Raw genomic sequence first — 20023 nt, 5'->3', positions numbered from 1 at the left:
GATCAAGCACCACTTTTAAACAAGAAATGGAGAACCGTTTTCGTGTTGGGATCTATTACCAACTCATATGCGCCCTTGCTTCCATTCATTATGCCAGGTACATCCCATCTCAGTGCACCTGGAACACCTCTTGGGTCTAGAGTAGGTGGCTTTGCATTGATAATTTCTTGCATCAGCATCCTATTGTCACCGTAGGGTCTTACCAAGTCTCCAGCTTTATTGATATCCGTAAGATGGTTTTCAACTGTCTTGGTTAACTTAAGTTCGTTGGCATCTATTTTTACGCCTTGCGATAGCCCTCTAGATGCCCCCCCTTCGGTAAGCTCTCCAACTGTCCCTGTTGCTCTTCCCGCGCCGAGCCCTGCATCAGTCGCACCCGACCCGCCTGCTCGTATTCCCCCTGCTGCGCCCTCGCCAATTTCGCTCAGTAGCGGGCCGAATATAGGAGAAAGCTCAGCAAAAGCCCCTCCAAGTGAAGCGCCCAGTCTACCTGCAACTCCGCCTGCGATTGCCGCGGCCCACAATGCTGACTGACTAAAAGGATTATTGGAAGACGTACTCCCGGGGCCACTTGGATCATCAAATCCTGCGGTCGGATCTAGAGCGCCGTTGAATTTTTCCGGGTCACCCTTGGGGGATCCCTGATGATTGCGAGCAAAGGCCTCTGCAAAAATCTCCAATGCATGGATTTGTAAATTATATTTCTCTCCATACCCGCCAATCATGCTGCCAGTGGCAGGATCTCCGCCTGCTAAGGACGCTGACAAGAGTCCAATGATCTGAGCCGTTGCAATTTTTTTCTGACTGCCCTGCTCACTCAAGTCATCTGCAGCAAATTGATCGCTCGCATATTGGGCTAGCAGCGCGTTCGCAATCGGTGTGAGTCCCTCGGCCACACCACCGGCGATTGCGCCACTCATAAAGTCCTGCCCCTTAGCCACCGATATCAGACCGCCTAACGTAGCGTGGAGCAACATGGTCGAAGCCGTTCCGGAATCGACTTGCAACTGTTTGGCTAAGTCCCCAACACCTCGGTTTCCTGCGGCAGCAGCCAGATCCATCCCTTCACTCAATAGAGCATTCCCGAGGTTCTTACCGAAACTCCCGCCATTGATGGCAGTGGAAATGCCGCTACTGATTACTGCGTGTGCCCCACTCCTTAGCGCCGTATCACCCGCGTTCTGCCAAGTTAGCATCTGCTCGGAGTAGCCAGGATTTTGCACGGGACCGGTGGTGAATATACGAGATCCACCATCAACCGCACCTGTTGAAAGCTTGAGAAAAGTCGTATCGGCATAGCGCAGTGCACCCGCAGTCAAGCCACCTATCGCTGCGTTTTTTAGGCTGTCTGAGCTAAAAGTGTCACCTAAGGCTGCGCCCAGATTACCCTTGTTGTTGATGAGACTGACTGTACCCGTGCTCGCTAATGAGGCCAGTCCGACCGATAACGCAGCATTAGCCCAACCCGCAGATGCAAGGCCCACCGCAGTGCCCGCACTCATCATCGCACTGCTGCCTCCTGCTGCCAGTGCCGCACCGCTCCCGGCCTGAGCACCGGCCCCCGCCATAGTCCCAATAGCTCCACTCGCGGCACCCGCCGTCAATACAGACACCACGATAATGATCGCCAGCATCGCGCCCTGCCCAATGCTGGAGTTGCTGTACTTAAATGAGTCGTGCGTTTCTTTAATCAGCTTCCAATCAACATCCCCGCGCTTCTCAGCTTCCTTCAGCCACGCCAGCTGAGGATCAGCCGCCACCATCGCATCAATAGCCTGGCTGACGGTCTGCTGATTGACCTGCTTGAGGTCGATATGCAGACCGTCAACCGCCTTGATAATGATGTCGCCCTTGGCGGCCATCTGGGTTTGCCTGAGGGTCTCATCGGTATTGCCCTGCCCCTTCGCACTGGTCCAGGCAAAACTGCTTTTGCTCTTCTCATGACTTTCCTGATGAAGGTCCTTCATCCCCTCGAAAGTCACCGCCCCACCACTGACAATCGTCAGGTCTTCGCCACTTTCCAACTTGGCAACCTGGTACTTCTGGTCACCCAGGCTCTGAATGGTGAGATCACCACCGGTCTTGATTTCGCTGCCGATGTTTTTGACTTTAGTCACTTCATCGCGCTGGGTTTTGCCTGAACCGAAGCCGCCTCCGCGCTTCATGTCGTACAGCGAATAGTCGCTGTTTTCGGCAGAAAGCAGCCCAAGGTTATTGCCTGCGACCAGATAGGCTTCATCCCCTGCGCTGATACGACTGGCGATCAACGCCAGGTCTTTGCCCGCACTCAAGGTCACATCACGCCCGGCTGCCACGGTGGTGGCGACCTGGCTGACGTGATCCTCCTGGCGCTTGGTGCTCGAGGTCTTGGAGTAGGAGTGCTGCTCGTCAGCGCCTGAGGCAAAGTACATATCGCCGCCTGCGCTCATCGCGATGTCGCGCTTGGCGTCGATTTCGCTGGCGATTGCGGTGAAGTCTCGCCCTGCGCTGACTTTCAGGTCACGCCCGGCCTCGACACTGGAACCGTTTTGGGTAATTTCTTCAGCGCGATTACGCTTACCGCCATTCAGGGTGTCGTGCTGCTGCGCGGCAATCAGGTTTACGTCGCGCCCTGCAACGATGGTGGTGTCATTACCGCTCTGAAGCACACCGCCGGCGCTGGTGACGTCGCGACCGGCGCGGATGCTGAGGTCGTTGGCCGCCTCGATACGGGCGGCGCTGTCGATGTAATCGGTGTTCTTCGAGAAGCTGGTTTTTTTCGAGTAGTCAACGTTGTAACCCGCGCTGGTAATGCTGCGTTCGTTGATCACGTCGCCATTGACCGCCGTCATCGACACATCGCGCCCGGCAATAATGCCGCCGGCTTTGTTGACGATGTTATTGCCCGCCAGCAGGTCCACGCGTTTGCCGGCTTCGATCAAACCACTGTTGACCAAGTCGTTGCCCGCCACCGCCGACAGGTTGTTGCTGGCGCGCAATGTGCCGGCGTTTTCCAGGTTTTTACCGGCGATCAAGCTCACATCCTGGCCCGCGATCAGCGCGCCATTCGGTGCCAGGCGGTTGTCGGCCTGGGCCAGGTACACCACCGGCACCAGGACTTTTTCACCATTGACCTCATGCTCTTCCAGCCAGACGATGTCGTGGGTCAGCGCAGCGACTTGCTGCCCCGTCAGCGCCACACCCACCGACAAGTCGAGGGTCTGTTTGCTGCGGATGGCGTTATCCATCAAGTAACGGAACACCGCCTCGTCCGAGGTCTGGCCGTCGATAAAGCGTTGCCCGGTGCGCTCGACAATCGCTTGCTGGATCAGCCGTTGTTCGTAGAGGCCATCGCCCAAGCGCTTGGCGCTTTCATCCGGGTTGTAGCCCAGGCCTGCGAGCAGGTAGTCCGAGCTCATGAATTGCTTGAGGTCAGTGAGTACCGGGTTGGTTTCGATCAAGTATTTGTGCGGCTGCGACACCGCCTTGCTGCCCGGCAAGCCTTGCACCCGGTTGAGGGTTTGGCCGCTTGCCCCTGAAGAAACCGGCGTGGTGGAGGCCAGCGGGGTCAGGCCAGGCAGGTTCAAACCACCGACCTGATTGGCGCCTACGCGGGTATCGCGGTCAGCGTTGGACACGCCTGGCACGTTCAGGCCTGGCACATTCCCTGGCGCTGTTACCAGGTTTCGCGGGTCCCTGTCCGCGGGGTTCAGTCCGCCACCGATGACGGCGGGCGCCCCCGTTGAGTTTCCAGCACTAATGCCATCAACGCGTGTGCTATCGGTGCGGCCCGGCAAGACGATGCCGGTGTCTGCATTACCGACACCGGATGCATCGACGGTGCGGGCCTGGACGTTGATGCCGTTGGCTTCACGGGCGGCGACCACGACCTGGTGGGTGTCTGCCGCCACCTGAGCCGCGCCGCCCAACTGAAGGGTTCGGCCCTGGCTTTCCGGCAGTGGTTTTTCACGTTGGGCCAAATCGATATCCGCCCCGCCCATCGTCCAACTTTGCGAGCCGGAATGCCCTTGGCCCGCAGGCTGGGCACTGGCGCCATCCTGACTCAGACGAAACAGTCCGTTTTGGCCGCTGGGCAAGCTGAAGCCGCGTAACGTCACGGGGTTGACCTGCTGCTGAGCCAGGTCCGGAGGCAGTTGACGGTTGAGGTTGATGACAGTGGTGTTGCCCGTTCCTGCAACCTGGGTATTGGTATTGCGCGACGCGCCGGCAGCGGTTGTGGTGAAGGAGCGCTCGACGCCGTTGGTGATTTTGTTCGCGGCGTTGATCGCAACGTTACCGCCAGCTTGAATAGTCGAAGCTATAAAAGTACTTCCAGGCGAGGCGATAATTTTTTCCGCAAACGGAGTGGCATTCAGGATTTCTGCCGGTGCCTGCACGGTCACACCGGGTATGAAGTAAGCTTTAGGAACAGTAGCCCCAAAACCGCCCTTTGGCCCAAAATTCAATTTATAGGTCGCGATAGTTTGGTTGCGATCAGTGGGTTGTTTAAGCCCGACAATGGTTTCTTGTTCAGCCGCATTCCAGAAATGGATATTTCTGTCATAGGTCGGATCGTTGGTGGCGTTGTAATTGAATATCCGGCTCCACAGGCCGACGCTGGGACGCATCGTTATATATTTGAGACTTTGATAACCGCCCAGTGCACTGGCGGTATTCTTAAAATCATTAACGGCAATGTTGATATCGCTGACGGCAGAAACACTGGAGTTAAAGTTCTCAAACTGATCACCCTGCACATTCAGCTTTTTGCCCGATACGAGCGAGGCCGCCACCTGCTCGCCCGTGGCTTCGACATTAAAGTTTTGCTGCCAGACCAGATGGGACGTGAAAACGCCATTCTGTCCCGCATAGCTGCAGTCAAGGCACCTCACCCCAATCGAGGCAGACACCACATTGGTCGCCTTAACACTAAAACTCTCCATCTTGTTGTTCACAACCGCCGCCTTCAGCGACATATCCCCCGTCGACTCAATCCGCCCCGACAGGTTATCCACCCGCGCCGCACGCTCAGCGCCGTTGTACCCACCCACCTCGACCCCGCCGAGGCTGTAAATATCGCTGTAGCTATTGGTCAGCGTACCCACCTGCAGCTTCATGTCGCCGCCGCTGATCAGCGCTGAACCTGCACCCACGCGCACGCGATCATTGGTCAGGGTTTGCGCATTGATCAGCAGGTTTTGTCCGCTGGCCAAAGTGCCGAAGTTGCTGACGCCAACCGCGTTGATGTTCAACGCGCTGTTGGAGGTTAACCGTCCACGGTTGGTCAACTGCCCACCAACGGTGACGTTGGTGATACCACCGGCAGCGATGCTGGCCGCTTCAGTGAGGCTCAATTGCGCCGCCGACATGTCCAAGGCGCCGACGCTGCTGACCTTGCCGTTGCCCTGATACGCGCCGGTCAATTGCAAGGCCATGCTGCCGTCGCTGGCGATCAGCCCGTTGTTGGTCCAATTGCCGCCCTTGCCTTCCAGGCGCGTCGACGCCAAGAGTTGCCCGGTCTCTGACTGGGTAAAATTATTGACGTTAACGTTCAGCCGGCCGGCCTGGATCACGCTGCTGTTGTTCCAGGTGTCGGCGTTGAGGGTCAAGCCGCCACGGGTGACGATGCTGCCACCGGCGCCGGTGACGTTCGGCAGGGAAATATCGAAGTTGCCGTCGCCCAGGTGCAGCAAACGGCCGTCGCTGTTCTGGAAGCTGTTGGCGGCCAGGGTCAGGTCGGTATTGGCGGTTTCCACCACGCCGCTGCGGTTATCGAACACACTGCCGATCTGGAACTGCGTCTTGCCGTCACGGCCCAGTGCACGCAGTTTGCCGCCGCCGTTATCGAGGCTGCTGGCCGTGATGCTCAGCGTGCTGTCGCTCTCGATCACGCCATTGCGATTGGTCAGCGCAGCGTTGCTACTCAGGTCAATCGCGCCACCGGCCATCTGCCCGGCCGTGTTATCCAGGCTTTGAGCGCCTACTTTCAACACGCCCTTGGCGTACACGGCGCCGTTGGTGTTGGTGAAATTATTGGCGTTGACCCATAGGTCGCCCGTCTGCGCAGCCACGCGGCCGCTTTGGTTATTGAGGCTGCTGGCGAGCAGGTTCAGGCGCTGGCCTTGGGTGGTGCCACCCAGGTTATTCAAAGCACCTGCCAGTTGCGCATCCAACAACCCCTTGAGGCTGGCGAGCGTGCCGCCACGGTTGTCCAGGTTGCCGGCCTTGACGTTGAGGTCACCGGTTTGCGCGACGAGTTTGCCGGCGCTGTTGTCGATGTCGCCGTTAACACTCAAGCCCAGGCCGCTCTGGCCTTGCACCGAGCCATTGGCGTTATTGAGGCTGGCCGCGCTCAACTGCACGTCAGCGTCCTGGCTGTAGATCAAGCCGTCGGTTTGGTTTTGCACCGCGCCGGTGCTGGTGATTGCTACGCGTTCCTTGCCGGCGATGGTGCCGCGCCCGCTGTTATTCAGGCCGCCGGTGAACAGCGTCAAAAGGCCTTGGCTGACAATCTGGCCATCGGCGTCGTTGTAGACCTGGTTGGCCCGTTGCAACAGCAACGGCCCGGCGCTGGCGAGTTTGCCGCCGCTGTTGTTGAGGTTGCCGAGCAGGTCCAGGGTCAAGCGACCGTTACTCGCCAGGGTGCCGCCGTTGTTGCTCAGATCCGTACCGGTGAAGGTCAGTGCCTGTTGCGCGGTGATGCTGGACTGGTTGGCCAGGGTCGCCGCTTGCAGGTCCAGCGTGGTACCGCTGTCGATCAAACCGCCGTCGCCGTTCACCAGCGCCCCGCTGACTGTCAGGTTCTGCGCGCCACCGCTGGAAATCACGCCCTTGCCACGGTTATCCAGGCTGGCCGCACGGATATCCAGCCGCCCCTGGCTGACGAGCGCGCCGTCGGTGTTGTTTTGCAGCGCGCCGGTCAGGCGCACATCAATCGCGCCATTGCGGCTGGACAACGTACCGTGGGCGCGGTTGTCGAGGCTGCCACCGTTGACGTTCAGGCCTTGCCAGCCGGACATCAAGCCGTTTGCGCTGTTAACCAGGCTCGCGGCGTTGAGGGTCAACGCCTGGCTGCTGATCAGCTTGCCGGCGCTGTTGTCCAGGCTGCGCGCCGCCAGCGAAAAGCTTTGCTGGCTGGAAATTTCGCCGCCCTGATTGTTGAGGTCGCGCAGGTTGTTCAGGGTCAGCGGGCCGTTGGCGAGAATCAGGCCATTACGGTTATCCAGGTCGCTGTTGTTGAGGTCGAGGGCCACGCCCTGCTCACCGACAATCCGCCCGCCCGCGACCGTCAGGCCGTTCACGCCGATGCTCAACACACCTTTGGCCGAGACTTCGCCCGCGCTGCCGGTATTAAGGCTGGCGGCGGTCAGGTTCAAGCTGCTCTGGCTATTGATCAGGCCGCCGGCGCTGTTGTCCAGGGCCATCGCGTTGAGCGTGACGGCGCCGCCGAGCACGCTGCCTTTCTGGTTATTCAGGTCAGCGCTGTGCACCGTCAACGCTTGGGTTGCGCTGATCAAGCCTTGGTCAGCGTTGTTCAGCAGGCCGTCGCTGGTCAGTTGCAGGCCGCTGCGGCTGGTCAAGGTGCCGCCACGGTTGTCCACGCTCGCCGCGCGAGCCTCCAGGCTGGCAGCGCCGATCAGGCCTTTGAGATTCGTCAGGGCCTGGTTGATACGCAGCGTCAGGCCTTGGTTGCTGAGCAGTTTGCCGTTGCTGTTATCCAGGGTTTGCGCGGCCAGGGTAAACGCCTCGCCGCTGGAAATTTCGCCGTTCTGGTTGTTGACGGTTGTGAGGTTATTGAGCAGCAACGGGCCTTTGGCGTTGATCAAACCACCTGCGTTGTTCAAGCCGCCGTTGTTCAGGTCCAGGCTCAAGCCGGCGTTGCTGAACAGCTTGCCACCTCGCTGGTCCAGCCCGGTAACGCTGGCGATCACGCCCTTCTCGCCGCCGATGCTGCCGCCGTTGTTCAACTGCCCGGTGGTCAACGCCAGGGTGTCGCCGCTGTTAAGGCGCCCGCCCAGGTTATTCAGTGCACCCGTGGTCACGGAGACCACGCCTTTACCGCTGAGTGTGCCCTGCTGGTTGTCGACGCTCGCGCTGCGCACTTGCAGATTGCCGTCGGTGAGCAACGTGCCGTCCTGGTTGTTCACGCTGTCGGTGACGACGACGCTCAAGCCTTGGGCGCTGGAAACGCTGCCCTTGCTGTTGTTGAGGCTGCGCGCTTTGACGCTCAGCGTGTCTTCGCTGCTCAGCACGCCTTGGCTGTTGTCCAGGTCGCCCGCCAGTTCCAGCACCAGCGGTTGTTGGCTGAGCAGCTTGCCGCCACTGTTATCCAGTGAGGTGCCGGTGAGGGTCAGGCGCTGGCCGTTCAATTCGCCGAGAGTGCGGTTGATGAGTTGCTCAACCGCCAGGCTCAAGGCGCCGCCGGCAAACACGCTGCCTTTGTCGCTGTTGTTCAACTGCTGGCCGGTGATACTCACGTCGGCGTTGCCGGTCAGCTCGCCGGCGCGGTTGTCGATGCTACCCACGTCGAGTTTCAGCGCTTTTGTCGCGCCTACCAGACCGTTGCGGTTGTCCAGCGTGGCAGCGCTCAACTCCAGGGCGTCGGTGCTGATCAGCTTGCCGTTCTGGTTATCCACGCTGGCTGCGTTAACCGTGACGTGGGCCTTGCCGGCAATCTCACCGCCACGGTTATTCAGTGCCGCGCTGGTCAACAGCAAGGCTCCGTCGGCAATCAAACTGCCGCGCTGGTTATCCATCGACTCAGTCGCGCTGATGTCCACACCACCGCGACCGCTGAGCAAGCCATCGGCGTTGTTCAGTTGAGCGCTACGCGAATTGAGGCTGGCGGCGCTGACCTGGCCTTTGACGTTGGCCAGCACCTGTTCAACGCGCAAGGTCAGTGCCTGGTTGCTGATCAGCTTGCCGTTGCTGTTGTCGAGGTTTTTAGCCGCCAGGGTGAAGGCGTTCTGACTGGAGATCTCACCGTGCTGGTTGTTGAGGCTGGCGAGGTTGTTCAGCACCAGGATCGGTGCGTTGATCAACCCGGCATTGACCAGTTCGCCGTTGTGCAAGTCGAGGGTCAGTTGCGTGGTGCTCAACAGCTCGGCGCCGCCCAGTTGGGTGAGCCCGGTGAGGTTGGCATTCAGTACACCGACGCTGCCGATATGCCCGCTGTTGGTGACTTGGGTGGCCGTAAGATCAAGGCTCTCGCCACTGGTGACACGCCCGTCGACAGCGTTTTTAAGCACACCGGTAGTGAACGTTGCGGCGCCCTGGCTTTTGATCAGGCCGTTGGCGTTATCGAGGCTGGCGCTGACCAGCTTGAGGCTTTGTGCGCTCTCGACGGTGCCGCCTGTATTGATCAAATCCGTGGCGCTGTTGATGGCCAGCGGACCGGCACTGGAAAGGCTGCCACCGCTGTTATCGATACGCTGGGCAGCCAGGTCCAGCAGGCCTTCGCTGGTGAGCTTGCCGCGCGTGTTGTCCAGCCCCGCCGACAGTTGCAGCACCAGCGAGCGCTGGGCACCCACGGTACCATCCGTATTGTCCAGGCTGGCGCCGATAAGGTGGGTGTCCTGGGCAAAGACCAAGCCTTTGGCCTGGTTGATCACCTGCGCCATCGCCAGTTCCAGCGCAGTCCCGGCCAGCAGCTTGCCGCCCGTGTTATCGAGACGCTGGCCGCTCAGGTCGAGATTCTGCTGGCTGGAGATTTCACCTGCACGGTTGTCGATACTGCCAACCTTGAGTTTCAGCGCTTTTGTCGCGGCGATCAGGCCTTTGTCGCGGTTGTCGACAGTGTCTGCGGTAAGGGTCAGGTTGCCCTGGGCAACCAGCTCGCCGCCCTGCTGGTTCAACACGCCGACGCTGGCGTCAAGATCATCCTGGCTGGCAATCCTGCCCTTAGTGTTATCGATACTGTCCAGGCTCAAGTGCACCGGCCCGATAGCGCTGGCCAGGCCACCCTGATTGGTCAGGGTTTGGCCGGTGATTGTCAGCGCCTGCTTGCTGTTGAGCACACCGTTGCGGTTGTCTACCTGGCCGACTTGCAGGTCGAGGTTCTGATTGGCACGCACGGCCCCACCACGGTTATCCAGGCTGGCGCTGCGCAAGGTCAGCAGGTTCTGCCCGGACAGGCGGCCTGCGCGGTTGTCCACGCTACCGGCCTGGATATCCATAACGCCTTTGGACAACAGGCTGCCGTTGGCTTGGTTATCCAGTAAGCCGTCGACCTTGACCGCGAGACTGCCATCGCTCACCAGGCTGCCGGATTGGCTGTTGTCGAGGCTGGCCGCCGTCACCGTCACACGCTGGCCGCTGCCCAAGGTGCCGCCACTGTTGAGCACTGCGCCTGAAGTGCTCAGATCAAGGCTGTTGTCGCCCATGACCTGGCCGTTGAGGTTATTCAACCGAGCCGCTTCAACGTTGAGCGCGGCAGCCGTAATCAGGCCTTTGACGTTGGTCAGCGCCTGGTCGATCTTGAGGCTCACTGCCTGATCGCTGAGCACCTGGCCATTGCTGTTATCCAGGCTGGTTGCAGCCAGCGTGAAGGCGTTTTCGCTGGAGATTTCGCCGTTCTGGTTGGCGACCGTCGACAGGTTGTTAAGCAGCAGCTGACCGGGCGCATGAATCAGGCCGCCAGCGTTATTGAGCTGGCCCTGGTGCATGTCCAACGTCAGGTCGGTGAGGCTGTAAAGCTCGCCGCCATTGCGCTGATCAAGCCCGGTGACATTGGCGGTCAGCGCCTGGTTGCTGGCGATATGGCCGTCAAAACCGTTATCCACCTGCCCCGCTGTCAGCTCGAGGCGCTCAGCACTGGTGAGGCGCCCGCTGTACTGGTTGTTCAAGGTGCCGGTGGTGACGCGCACGGCGCCGTCGCCCATCAGTTTGCCGCCACGGTTGTCGAGGCTGGCGCTATTGAGGGTCAGCGCCATCGCGCTGAGCAATTCGCCGTTGCGGTTGCTGACGGCCCCCGTGAGGGCCAACAGTTGCGCCGCGCCACTGCTGATGCGGCCACCGTCGTTGGTCAGCGTGGCGGCCTGCAGCGTGAGGTTGCCATCGCCGCGCACGGTGCCTTGTTTGTTGTTCAGGTTATCGAGGGTCAGTTGCACCGCGCCATTGGCCAGCAAACGACCGCCGTTGCTGTTATCGAGCTGGCTGGCGATGAAGGTCAAGTCGCTGACGCTGGACACTTCACCGCCCTGATTGTCGAACTGGCCGACGTTCACATTCAGCCGCTGGCCGCTGATAAAACGACCACCCCGGTTGATCGCAATCCCGGCATTGGTAACGGTCAGCAGGCTGTCGCCCTGGAGCAGGCCTTGGCTATTGTCCAGGGTCACACTGTTCACGCGGGTAGTCGCACCAGCAATTTTGCCTTGGCGATTATCCAGCGCGGTGGTGACCATCACCTTCGCGTCATCGCGAATTTTAAGCTCGCCTTCGGCGTTGACCAGGCTGTTGGCCCGCAGGTCGAGGCCTGTGGCGGCGATCAAGCCCCTGGTGTTTTCCAACACCTGATCAATACGCACCAATAACCCTTGCTCACTGAGCAATTTGCCGCTGCGGTTGTCGAGGCTCGCAGCGCTGAAATCCAGCGCCTGGGCACTGGAGATTTCCCCACCGCTGTTATCAACGCTGTTGAGGTTGCTCAGCAGCAACGCACCCGGCGCGTGGATCAAGCCGCCCTGGTTATTCAGGTGGCCGTGGTTCAGGTCGAGGCTCACGCCCGCCTGGCTGTAGAGGTTGCCCTTGGCGCTGTTGTCGAGGCTGGCGGCGCTGATTTGCAGCTGGCCCACTGCACTTAACAGGCCGGTTTGGTTGAGCAATTGCGCGCTGATCAGTGCAGTCAGGCGGCCGTCGCTGGTCAGCTTGCCGCCGCTGTTGTCCAGGCTGCCGGCGGTGAGGTCAAACGTTTGGCCGGCGAACAGCGTGCCTTGGCGGTTATCGAGCAGGCCCAGGCTGTTGAGGTTGAGCGTGGCGTCGCCTTGCAGCAGGCCTTGGCGATTGTCCAAGGACGCGCTGTTGACCGATGCGGTGCGGGCCAACACTTTGCCGTTGCGGTTATCCAGCGCGGCGTCGATTTGCGCAAGCAGGCCGTCACCGGCGCTGAGTGTGCCGCCATTGTTGTTCAGGCTGCCGGCATGCATATCCAGGGCTTTGGCCGAGACCAGGCCTTGGGTATTGTCGAGCGCCTGGGCGATGCGCAGGGTCAGTGCCTGCTCACTCAACAGCTTGGCGTTGCGGTTGTTCAGGGTGTCGGCGGCCAGGGTAAAGGCTTGGCTGCTGGAGATTTCGCCGCCCTGGTTATCGACGCTGTTGAGGTTGCTCAACAGCAATTGGCCCGGCGCATTGATCAGGCCGCCCCGGTTGTTGAGGTGCCCGCCATTGAGGTCGAGGCTGACATCGCCTTGGCCAAAGAGCCGGCCATCCTCGTGCTGATCAAGGCTTGCTACGCTGGCATTCAGCGTTGTGCCGGCGCTGATGCGCCCGCCCGTGCTGTTATCGACCTGGCCAGCCGTCAAATCCAGCCGGGCTTCACCGCGCAGGGTGCCGTGGCTGTTGTTGAGCGGGCCATTCACTTGCAGGTTGAGGGTGTTGGCGGCGAGATTGCCCTGGCGGTTATCAAGGCTGCCGAGGGTGAGGCGTGCATCGCCCTTGGCGGCAAATAGGCCGGTCTGGTTGAGCAACTGCCCGGCGACAATCGCGGTCAACGTGCCGTCGCTGGTCAGCTTGCCATCGGTGTTATCCAAACTGGCTGTGGTGGCGTCCAACCGGATGCCGGCAGCCAACGTACCGCCCCTGTTGCTCAGTGCGCCGCTGGAGATCGCCAGCGTACGGTCGCCTTGCAGCCTGCCGCCGCCATTGTCCAGCGTGCCGGTTACCAAGCCGATATCGGTAGCCACAAGCTCGCCACTGCGATTATCCAGGCTGTCGGAAACCACCTGCAGCGCCTGACGCGCGGCAATCCGGCCGCTCTGGTTATTCACTAAACCCGTGGCATTCAGGCTCAACGACTGTCCCGCCGACACAAGACCGGCAACGTTATCCAACGCCGCCAGTTGCAGCGTGACCTGCGCCTGGCTCGACAGCTCGCCGTTGCGGTTGATCAGTTGGCCGATGCCTGCCGTGAGGTTGCCGGTGCTGGTGACGAGGCCGCCTTGGCTGTTGAGCAGTTGGTCGGCGTTGATGGCGAGGCTGCCGGCGCTGAGGATGCGGCCTTGGTTCTGGTTGTCGATCTGAGTGGCGGTCAGTTGCGCATCGCGTTGGGCGCTCAGCGTACCGCCCTGATTGGCGAGTTCGCCGGTGTTGACGCTGAGGTCGCGGCTGGCGATCACGGTCTTGCCGGTGTTGTCGAGGGACTGCGCATTCAGGCGCACGTCGCCTTGGGTGTTGCGGCTGTTATCGGCGTTGACGCCCGCTTCGATAATGCCGTTGTTGGTCACCCGGCCACCAGCGTCCAGCGTGATGCTGTCTTTAGCGGCGAGGGTTTGTTGGTTAGTCAGTGCGCCCTGGGTTTTGATCGACAAATCCGTACCGGCGTAGACCGCGCCTTTGGCCTCGACACTCTGCGCCTTGACGTTAACGGCCGTACCGGCCGAGGTTTGGCCCATGACTACATTGCCAGCGGCATCGATTTGGATATCGCCACCGGCGACCATGTCACCCGACAGCCGCACACCCACACCGGCTTCGGTGCCCACCAGCTTCACCGCGCCCACATACATGCCGCCGAGTGCCGACGAGTCAATCGCCAGATCCGGCGCCTGGCTGCCATCCGCCGCACGCGCTGTGGCATTCAAGGTGCGGGCGTCGACGTCGTTGCGACCGGCGACGATGGTGAGTTTTTTTGCCTGGATCTGCGCGTTGATGGTGGTGGCGCGGGTGATGATTTCGAACTGGTCGACGTTGCTGGCATTCAAGCCGGCGCCTTCAATGGCGACGTTGCCTCGGTCGACTTGGTAGCGATTGATCTGGCCGTTTTCGATCACCGCTTTACCGGTGGTGAGCGTGGCTTGCGGGGTGTTGATAAAGCCGCAGCCGTTACAGCTGATGCCATACGAGTTGGCGACGATCACATGCGCCGACTGCCCCGCCACTTCGGTGTAGCCGCGCAGTTGGCTGGGGCTGCCGCCGTTGACTTCATTGAGGATGATATTGGCGGCGGTGCCCTGGAAATTCGGGTTGCCGACGATGATCCCGCCCAACTGAGTCGACTGAGTACGCCCAGTGGCGTTATTGAGAATGACGCCGTTGGCACCGACGTTGTAGTCATGGAATTGGTTGTGCGACAGCCCGTTGGCGTTCGGCGCGGCGATGTTGACGATGGGCACGCCATTGCCCGCTTGCGCCAGGCCCGTGCCCGGTGCGCTCACCACGATGCCATCCGCCTGGGCCAGCAATGGCTGCCAGAACATGGCGTTGGCCAGGATCAATGCTAACCCACGTTTAGGCAGCCCCAGGAAGTGGGAACGGCTTTTTACGGCAGCAGAAGGCTGGCGCGCGAGGAAGGCGAACTGACGAACATCCATGTCGTGTCTCGATGCCCAAGGGCGGTCAAAAATTTAAAGAAAGAAAGCCAGGCGGAATTTGATCGGCGCTTCACATTCCGTAAGGGCGCCCGGTCGTTCCAAAGGAGGTGCAAGGCGCATCGCCGGGGATGCCGCGTGCGCGAGCCCGGCAGGGCTCAGGCAAAGAAAAGCGGAGAGCAGGCCCAGACTGGCCCGAAAAAAAAAACGCCACATTTCCAGATCCCTCTACATGGCTTTGTGCCATTAGTTTTTGGGCGATCTTAGGGTGGCGTTTTGATGGCGTCAATTAAATGTACGGCTTTGTATCGAACCCAATACACACGGTTTTCGGGCAGGCTGAACTATCTCCATATATATCAATTAGTTAATAAAATTCAGCTCGCCAGGCTTTCTGCCGTCCTCTGCCGCGACAGGTTCAACGCCACCCACAACGCCAACGTCGCCATGACGATCCCGGCCAAAAACCCACCGCTATACCCCGCCTGTGCCGTCAACCCAACCAGCAAAGTCGAAGACAGCATCTCGCCCAGATCACGCGTGCTCTGCACCGCAGTCATGTCCGTACCGGCCTGATCACTTTGAGCGGCGAAGGCCATGGACGCCGTCATGATCACCACCGAGGTGGCGCCGGTGGCAAACGAGCCCAGGCCCACCGCCAGCCAGATCAGCGCGGTGTGCGTGGCCAGCAGGCCGCTGGCTTGCATCAACCAGGTCATTGCGGCCACGCCGGCCATGCCGACCGCCAGCATGAAGGTCGGCCACAGGCCCAGCACACGGATCAACCACGCGCCGCCGCCGCAGCCGAGCACGATGGTGACCACACCACCGCTTATTCCCAACTGCCCAATCGCTTGCAAGGACCAGCCGGCGTCATTCAGGAACAGTTTGGACAAGCCGAACCCCGAGACCGAGGTCATCGCCGACAGCAACGCCAGCAGCACCAGCGACAGCGCCTTCGGCCGTTTGATAAACCGCCACAACGAGGCATGCGACACATCCGGCTGTTTGGGTTTGGCCGGTGCCACGTGCAACCAGCCCACGCACACCAAGCTCAGCAACGGCACCAGTGCCAGCAGCGTGAATGCTGTGGTTTGCCCCAGGTAGCCGCTGAGCAGCAAGGTGCCGGCGCCGCCGACAAAAAAGCCGACCATGGTGCCACCCACCTGAATCGCATTGATCCGCGCAAGCATGCTGTCGGCGAAGTACTCGGCGGCCATGCCGTCGGTGGCGATGTCCTGCGTGGCACTGGCCAGCGACGCCACTATCAGCAGGCCGACAGCCACGCCGGCGGTGTCCACGCTCAGGCCGATGGTTGCCAGGGTGGCGATGCACAGCAGCACCAGCATCTGCATCGGAATGATCCAACTGCGCCGCCGTCCCAGCCGTGGGCTCCAATGGTTATCGACCTGCGGCGCCCAAATGAATTTGATCACCCACGGCAGCCCCACCAAGGGCAGGAACGCCAGTGCGTGGAGCGCGGCGCCGTCATGGCGCAGCAGGGTCGGCAAGGCGTCCATGGCGATGCCGAAGCAAATGCCTTGGGACAGGTACAACAGGGCGAAGGTCAGCACCATGCGCCAATGTTTCAGCAGCTCCAACATACGAATATCCCCTCAGACAACATTGGCGGCGGCAGCCCGTGCCGCACGCGTAAAAGAAATCAATCGGCGCAGCGCCCACAAGGCACTGGCGCCGCACAGCAACAACACAAGATCGACAGGCCATAGCGCTAAGCTGCCGTGCCTGAAGCTCCCCGCCAGGTGCAGCACAGCCGCCGCGACGAAGGCCAGGCCGGCCACGGCCAACAACAGGTGCAACGGTTGACGGCGCGGCGGCATGGCACACACAAGCAACAGGCTGGCGAACCAACTGCCCCAGAACCACCACGCCAGGTTGCCGACCCCCAGCGCCCCGGCGCACAGCAACACAGCAGTGGCCGCCAGCAAGCCGCCGCCTCCACCCACCACCAGGCGCAACAGCACCTGCCAACCGGCGCCAGCCTTCAGGCGGCGGCGCTCCAGCCACAGGTACAAACCGCTGAGCACCAACACCGCCGCCGCCAAGGCCATGGCGAAATGCACCGCGCGCAACAGCGGCCCGGCATAAGGCACCCAGCGGTAGTCGGCAAAGTGCAGCGGCTGCACCGCAATAAATGCCTGCAACCACACGCCGCGCCCACCGGCGCTGCGGGTGCCCACGGCTTCGCCGTCACTGGCGCGATAAGCGTGGCGTTCGAATACGGCGGTGCTGGGCAAGCCTTGCTGGATACCGCTGACTTCAACCCAGGCGCCCGGCTCGCCCCAGTGGTGCAAGGCGACGTTTTGCGCAGAGAAACCCGGGTGAGCAATGGCGTCCCGGTGTAGCAACTGATCGAGATCAACCTGCCTCGTACCTGCCTGCAGGCTGATGGGCGGCGGCGCACCCAGCAACTGCATAAAGGCCTGTTGCGGCGCACCGGGAAACGCTTGCCCAGCCAGGCCCAGCGTGCCCAACGCACCGAGGCCAGACAACGCGCCGGTCACGCCGAACAACAGCAGCCACGGCCCGCACCAGCGGCCGATCAAGGTGTGCAAGTCGTGGGCAAACACTCGCGCGCCACGGTCTCGACGCAGGCGCTTGAGGTCTTGCAGGCGCCCGCTGTGCAGCGCGCTACCGGCCCAAATCATCAGCAACAACACCACGCCGAGCAGGCTGATCAGCACCCGTCCGGGGAAGCCGATAAACAGGCTTTTGTGCAGGTTGAAGAGGATGTCGGCCGCATCGCCCGACGCCAGTTCACGACCATTGGCCGGGTCCAGTGCGCCGCTGCAGTCGGTGGGCGACCCGCACAGCTCAACCACCGAGTGGCTGCTGTCCGGCAGGCGGATACGCAACTCACCCAGGGCCAAGCCCTGTTCACGGGCGATTCCCAGCCACTGCGACAGCGGCAATGCCGGCCCTTGCGCCAGCGCCGACGGGCCGCGAAACCAGGCGCGCAAATCTTCATGGGCCATGCTCCACGCGCCGCTCAGCAGGATCACAAACAGCACCACGCCAAACACGCCGCCGACCCCGGCATGCACGCGCTGCACCAGCGCCCTCGGTGCGCCCATCATGACCAATGCCCATCCCATAACAACCACGGTGTAAACAGCAGCAGCCAGGCGCTGGAGCGGTACACCACGCGCTTGCGGTCCGGCGCCAGCAAAGACCACAGCAGCACCGTCACCAGAAACCCAAGGCCAAGGAACACCCCGGCATACAGCCGCTCCAGCCCGCCGCCCCACGGATAATGCCGCGCGAGCAGCACCGCTAGTTGCAGGCTGCTGAGCAGGCTGCCCGCCAGCGCCAGGCCGATGCGCAGCGGCCAGGGGCCGAGGGCCGGCGTGGCCATCAGAACGTGCCTCGCAAGGTCATGTTGAGGCTGCGCGGCTCGCCGTAGCGGTTGTTCCAATTGACGTTGGACAGGCTCTGGTAGTACTTGCGGTCCGCCAGGTTGTTGCCGTTGACCGAGGCCGTCCAATGGTCGTCGATGCGGTAGGCGACCCGCGCATTGAGCAAGGCATAGCCGCCCTGCTCCAGGGTCACCGCGCCGGATTGCGTGGAGTAATCACTTTGCGCCTGCACACCGGCGCCGACGCTCCAGCGATGTTCCTGCAACGGCAGTTCGTACTGGGTCCAGACCCGCGCCATGTGGCGTGGCGTGAATTCGGCATAACGCTCGCCGGAGGCGTTGTTGGTGTCCTTGAGGTATTCGGTGGTGGTGTAGGTGTAGCCCGCAGAGACGTTCCACTGCGGCGTGATGTAGCCGGTGCTTTCCAGCTCGAAGCCCTGGCTGCGCACCTTGCCGCCGCTGATGTAATAGGTATTTGGCCCCGCGCTCGGGTGTTCGGGGTCGACCTGCGGGTTGTTTTCCAGGTCAATGCGGAACACCGCCAACGACACATTCAAGCGGCCATCAACCAACTCGCCCTTGATCCCGGTTTCGTAGGTTTTGCCCTCCACCGGCTTGAGCGGGTTACCACTCCAGGTTTGCCCGGTTTGCGGCTGATACACCTCGGCGTAGCTGGCGTACCACGACCAGTTCTGCGCGAAGTCCCAGATCAGGCCGCCATACGGCGTAATTTCCCGGCCGGGTGTGAAGTGGCTAGTCGGTGCGTCCTGGTCCCACCAACTGGCGCGGCCGCCGATCACCAGGGTCAACGGGTCGAGCAGTTTGTAGCGGGTCAGCGCGTAGACGCCCTTGGACGTGGTGGTGGTCGAGCCCGGCGAGGTGTAAGCGCCGATGCCCGGCTTGGGCACGCTGCTCGGGTCCCAGCGGTACACATTCACCGGCACATTCAGCGGCGTGGTGAATTGCGCCGTGCGTTGCTCGGTTTCGCCCTGGCTGTAGTTGGTGCCCAGGAGTAATTCATGGCTGCGCCCGAACAGCGAATACGGCCCATTGACCGACGCATCCACGCTCTTCTGGGTGCTGTTGAATTTATACGCCGCGCCCATCAAATGCCCACCGTCACCGGTCAGCGGGTCGATGGCGCCGTAGGCCCCGGCATAGCGCAGGCTGGAGTCGGCGTCTTGATACTCGGCGGCAACCTTGGCTTTCCAGTCGTGATCGAGTTGCTGCTCCAGGGAGCCGAACACCCGGCGTGTGGTCCACTTGAAGCGGTCCCAATCCACATCCAGGTAGGTGGAGCGCGGCAGGTTCAGGCTCGAACCGTCCTTGGCCATCGGCACGCCGGCCATGTTGGTGACTTGGTCGATGGTCTGGTACTGCGCGCCCAAGGTCAGCAGCGTGTCGGGGCTGAGGTCGAACTCGGTGACGCCATAAAGCAACTGCGTGTCTTGCTTGCCGACGTCGTAGAAATAGTCGCGGTCTTCATACGCCGCCACCATTCGCCCGCGCACATTGCCGGTGGGCGTCAGCGGCCCGCCCACATCGACTTCGCCCCGGTAGCGGTCCCAACTGCCGCCGCTGAGGGTGGTGCTGGCGGTAAATTCCTTTTGCGGGCGCTTGCGCACCAGGTTGACCGTGGCCGCCGGGTTGCCGCTGCCGTGCAGCAAACCGTTGGAACCGCGCAGGATCTCGACGCGCTCGTACACCGCCATGTCCTGCGGCGAGCCGGCCGTCTCACCGAGCATCGCCGGCACGCCGTCGAGTTCAAAAGAGTTGATCTTGAAGCCACGCACGTAATACGCGGTGGTCAGCAGTTGGAAGGGTTGCACCGTCACACCGGTGGCCTGCTGCATGACTTCATCGAGGCTGAACAGGTTTTGCTGCTCGATACGCTCGTGATCGATCACGCTCACCGACTGCGGGGTCTCCCGCAGCTTGAGCGGCAGCTTGCCGAGGGTGGTCACGCCCGGCGACGTCACATCGCCGGAAGTGTCCTCGCCGGCAATCTCGACATTGCCCAACTGCACGGCGGCCAGCGCCTGTGCCAATGGGCTCAAGCCCAATACCAGCACAATCCCCCACTGTGCGCCGTTACGTTTGAACCCCCGCCCCGCCTGTGTTGCTCCCCGGTGTGACATTGCCC

At 61.4% G+C, this 20023-nt stretch carries 5 protein-coding genes; all 5 read right to left on the bottom strand.

What is annotated here, in order from left to right:
* Window positions 1-2: 2 nt before the first annotated feature.
* The 5 genes from HX783_RS29825 to HX783_RS27085 all read right to left on the bottom strand — a co-directional run bounded on the left by HX783_RS29825 (window position 3) and on the right by HX783_RS27085 (window position 20018).
* Window positions 3-14507, bottom strand: a complete 14505-nt coding sequence (locus tag HX783_RS29825; protein ID WP_218175388.1) for a filamentous hemagglutinin N-terminal domain-containing protein — start codon at window positions 14505-14507, stop codon at window positions 3-5.
* A gap of 374 nt (window positions 14508-14881) precedes the next feature.
* Window positions 14882-16108, bottom strand: a complete 1227-nt coding sequence (locus HX783_RS27100) for a RhtX/FptX family siderophore transporter (RefSeq protein WP_177018913.1) — start codon at window positions 16106-16108, stop codon at window positions 14882-14884.
* A gap of 12 nt (window positions 16109-16120) precedes the next feature.
* A complete protein-coding gene (locus HX783_RS27095; RefSeq protein WP_177018912.1) occupies window positions 16121-17620 on the bottom strand; it encodes a PepSY domain-containing protein in 1500 nt (499 codons plus the stop codon).
* Window positions 17599-17880: a hypothetical protein gene (locus HX783_RS27090; RefSeq protein WP_177018911.1), complete on the bottom strand. Its 282-nt coding sequence runs from the start codon at window positions 17878-17880 to the stop codon at window positions 17599-17601. The genes HX783_RS27095 and HX783_RS27090 overlap by 22 nt, the downstream gene beginning before the upstream one ends.
* A complete protein-coding gene (locus HX783_RS27085; protein ID WP_256347328.1) occupies window positions 17880-20018 on the bottom strand; it encodes a TonB-dependent siderophore receptor in 2139 nt (712 codons plus the stop codon). Before HX783_RS27085 ends, HX783_RS27090 begins: the two co-directional genes overlap by 1 nt.
* Window positions 20019-20023 lie beyond the last annotated feature (5 nt).

Origin of the sequence: Pseudomonas sp. D2002 (genome assembly GCF_013385735.1) — a bacterium.
Taxonomy (GTDB): domain Bacteria; phylum Pseudomonadota; class Gammaproteobacteria; order Pseudomonadales; family Pseudomonadaceae; genus Aquipseudomonas.
This window is presented reverse-complemented; position numbering and strand designations above follow the sequence as displayed.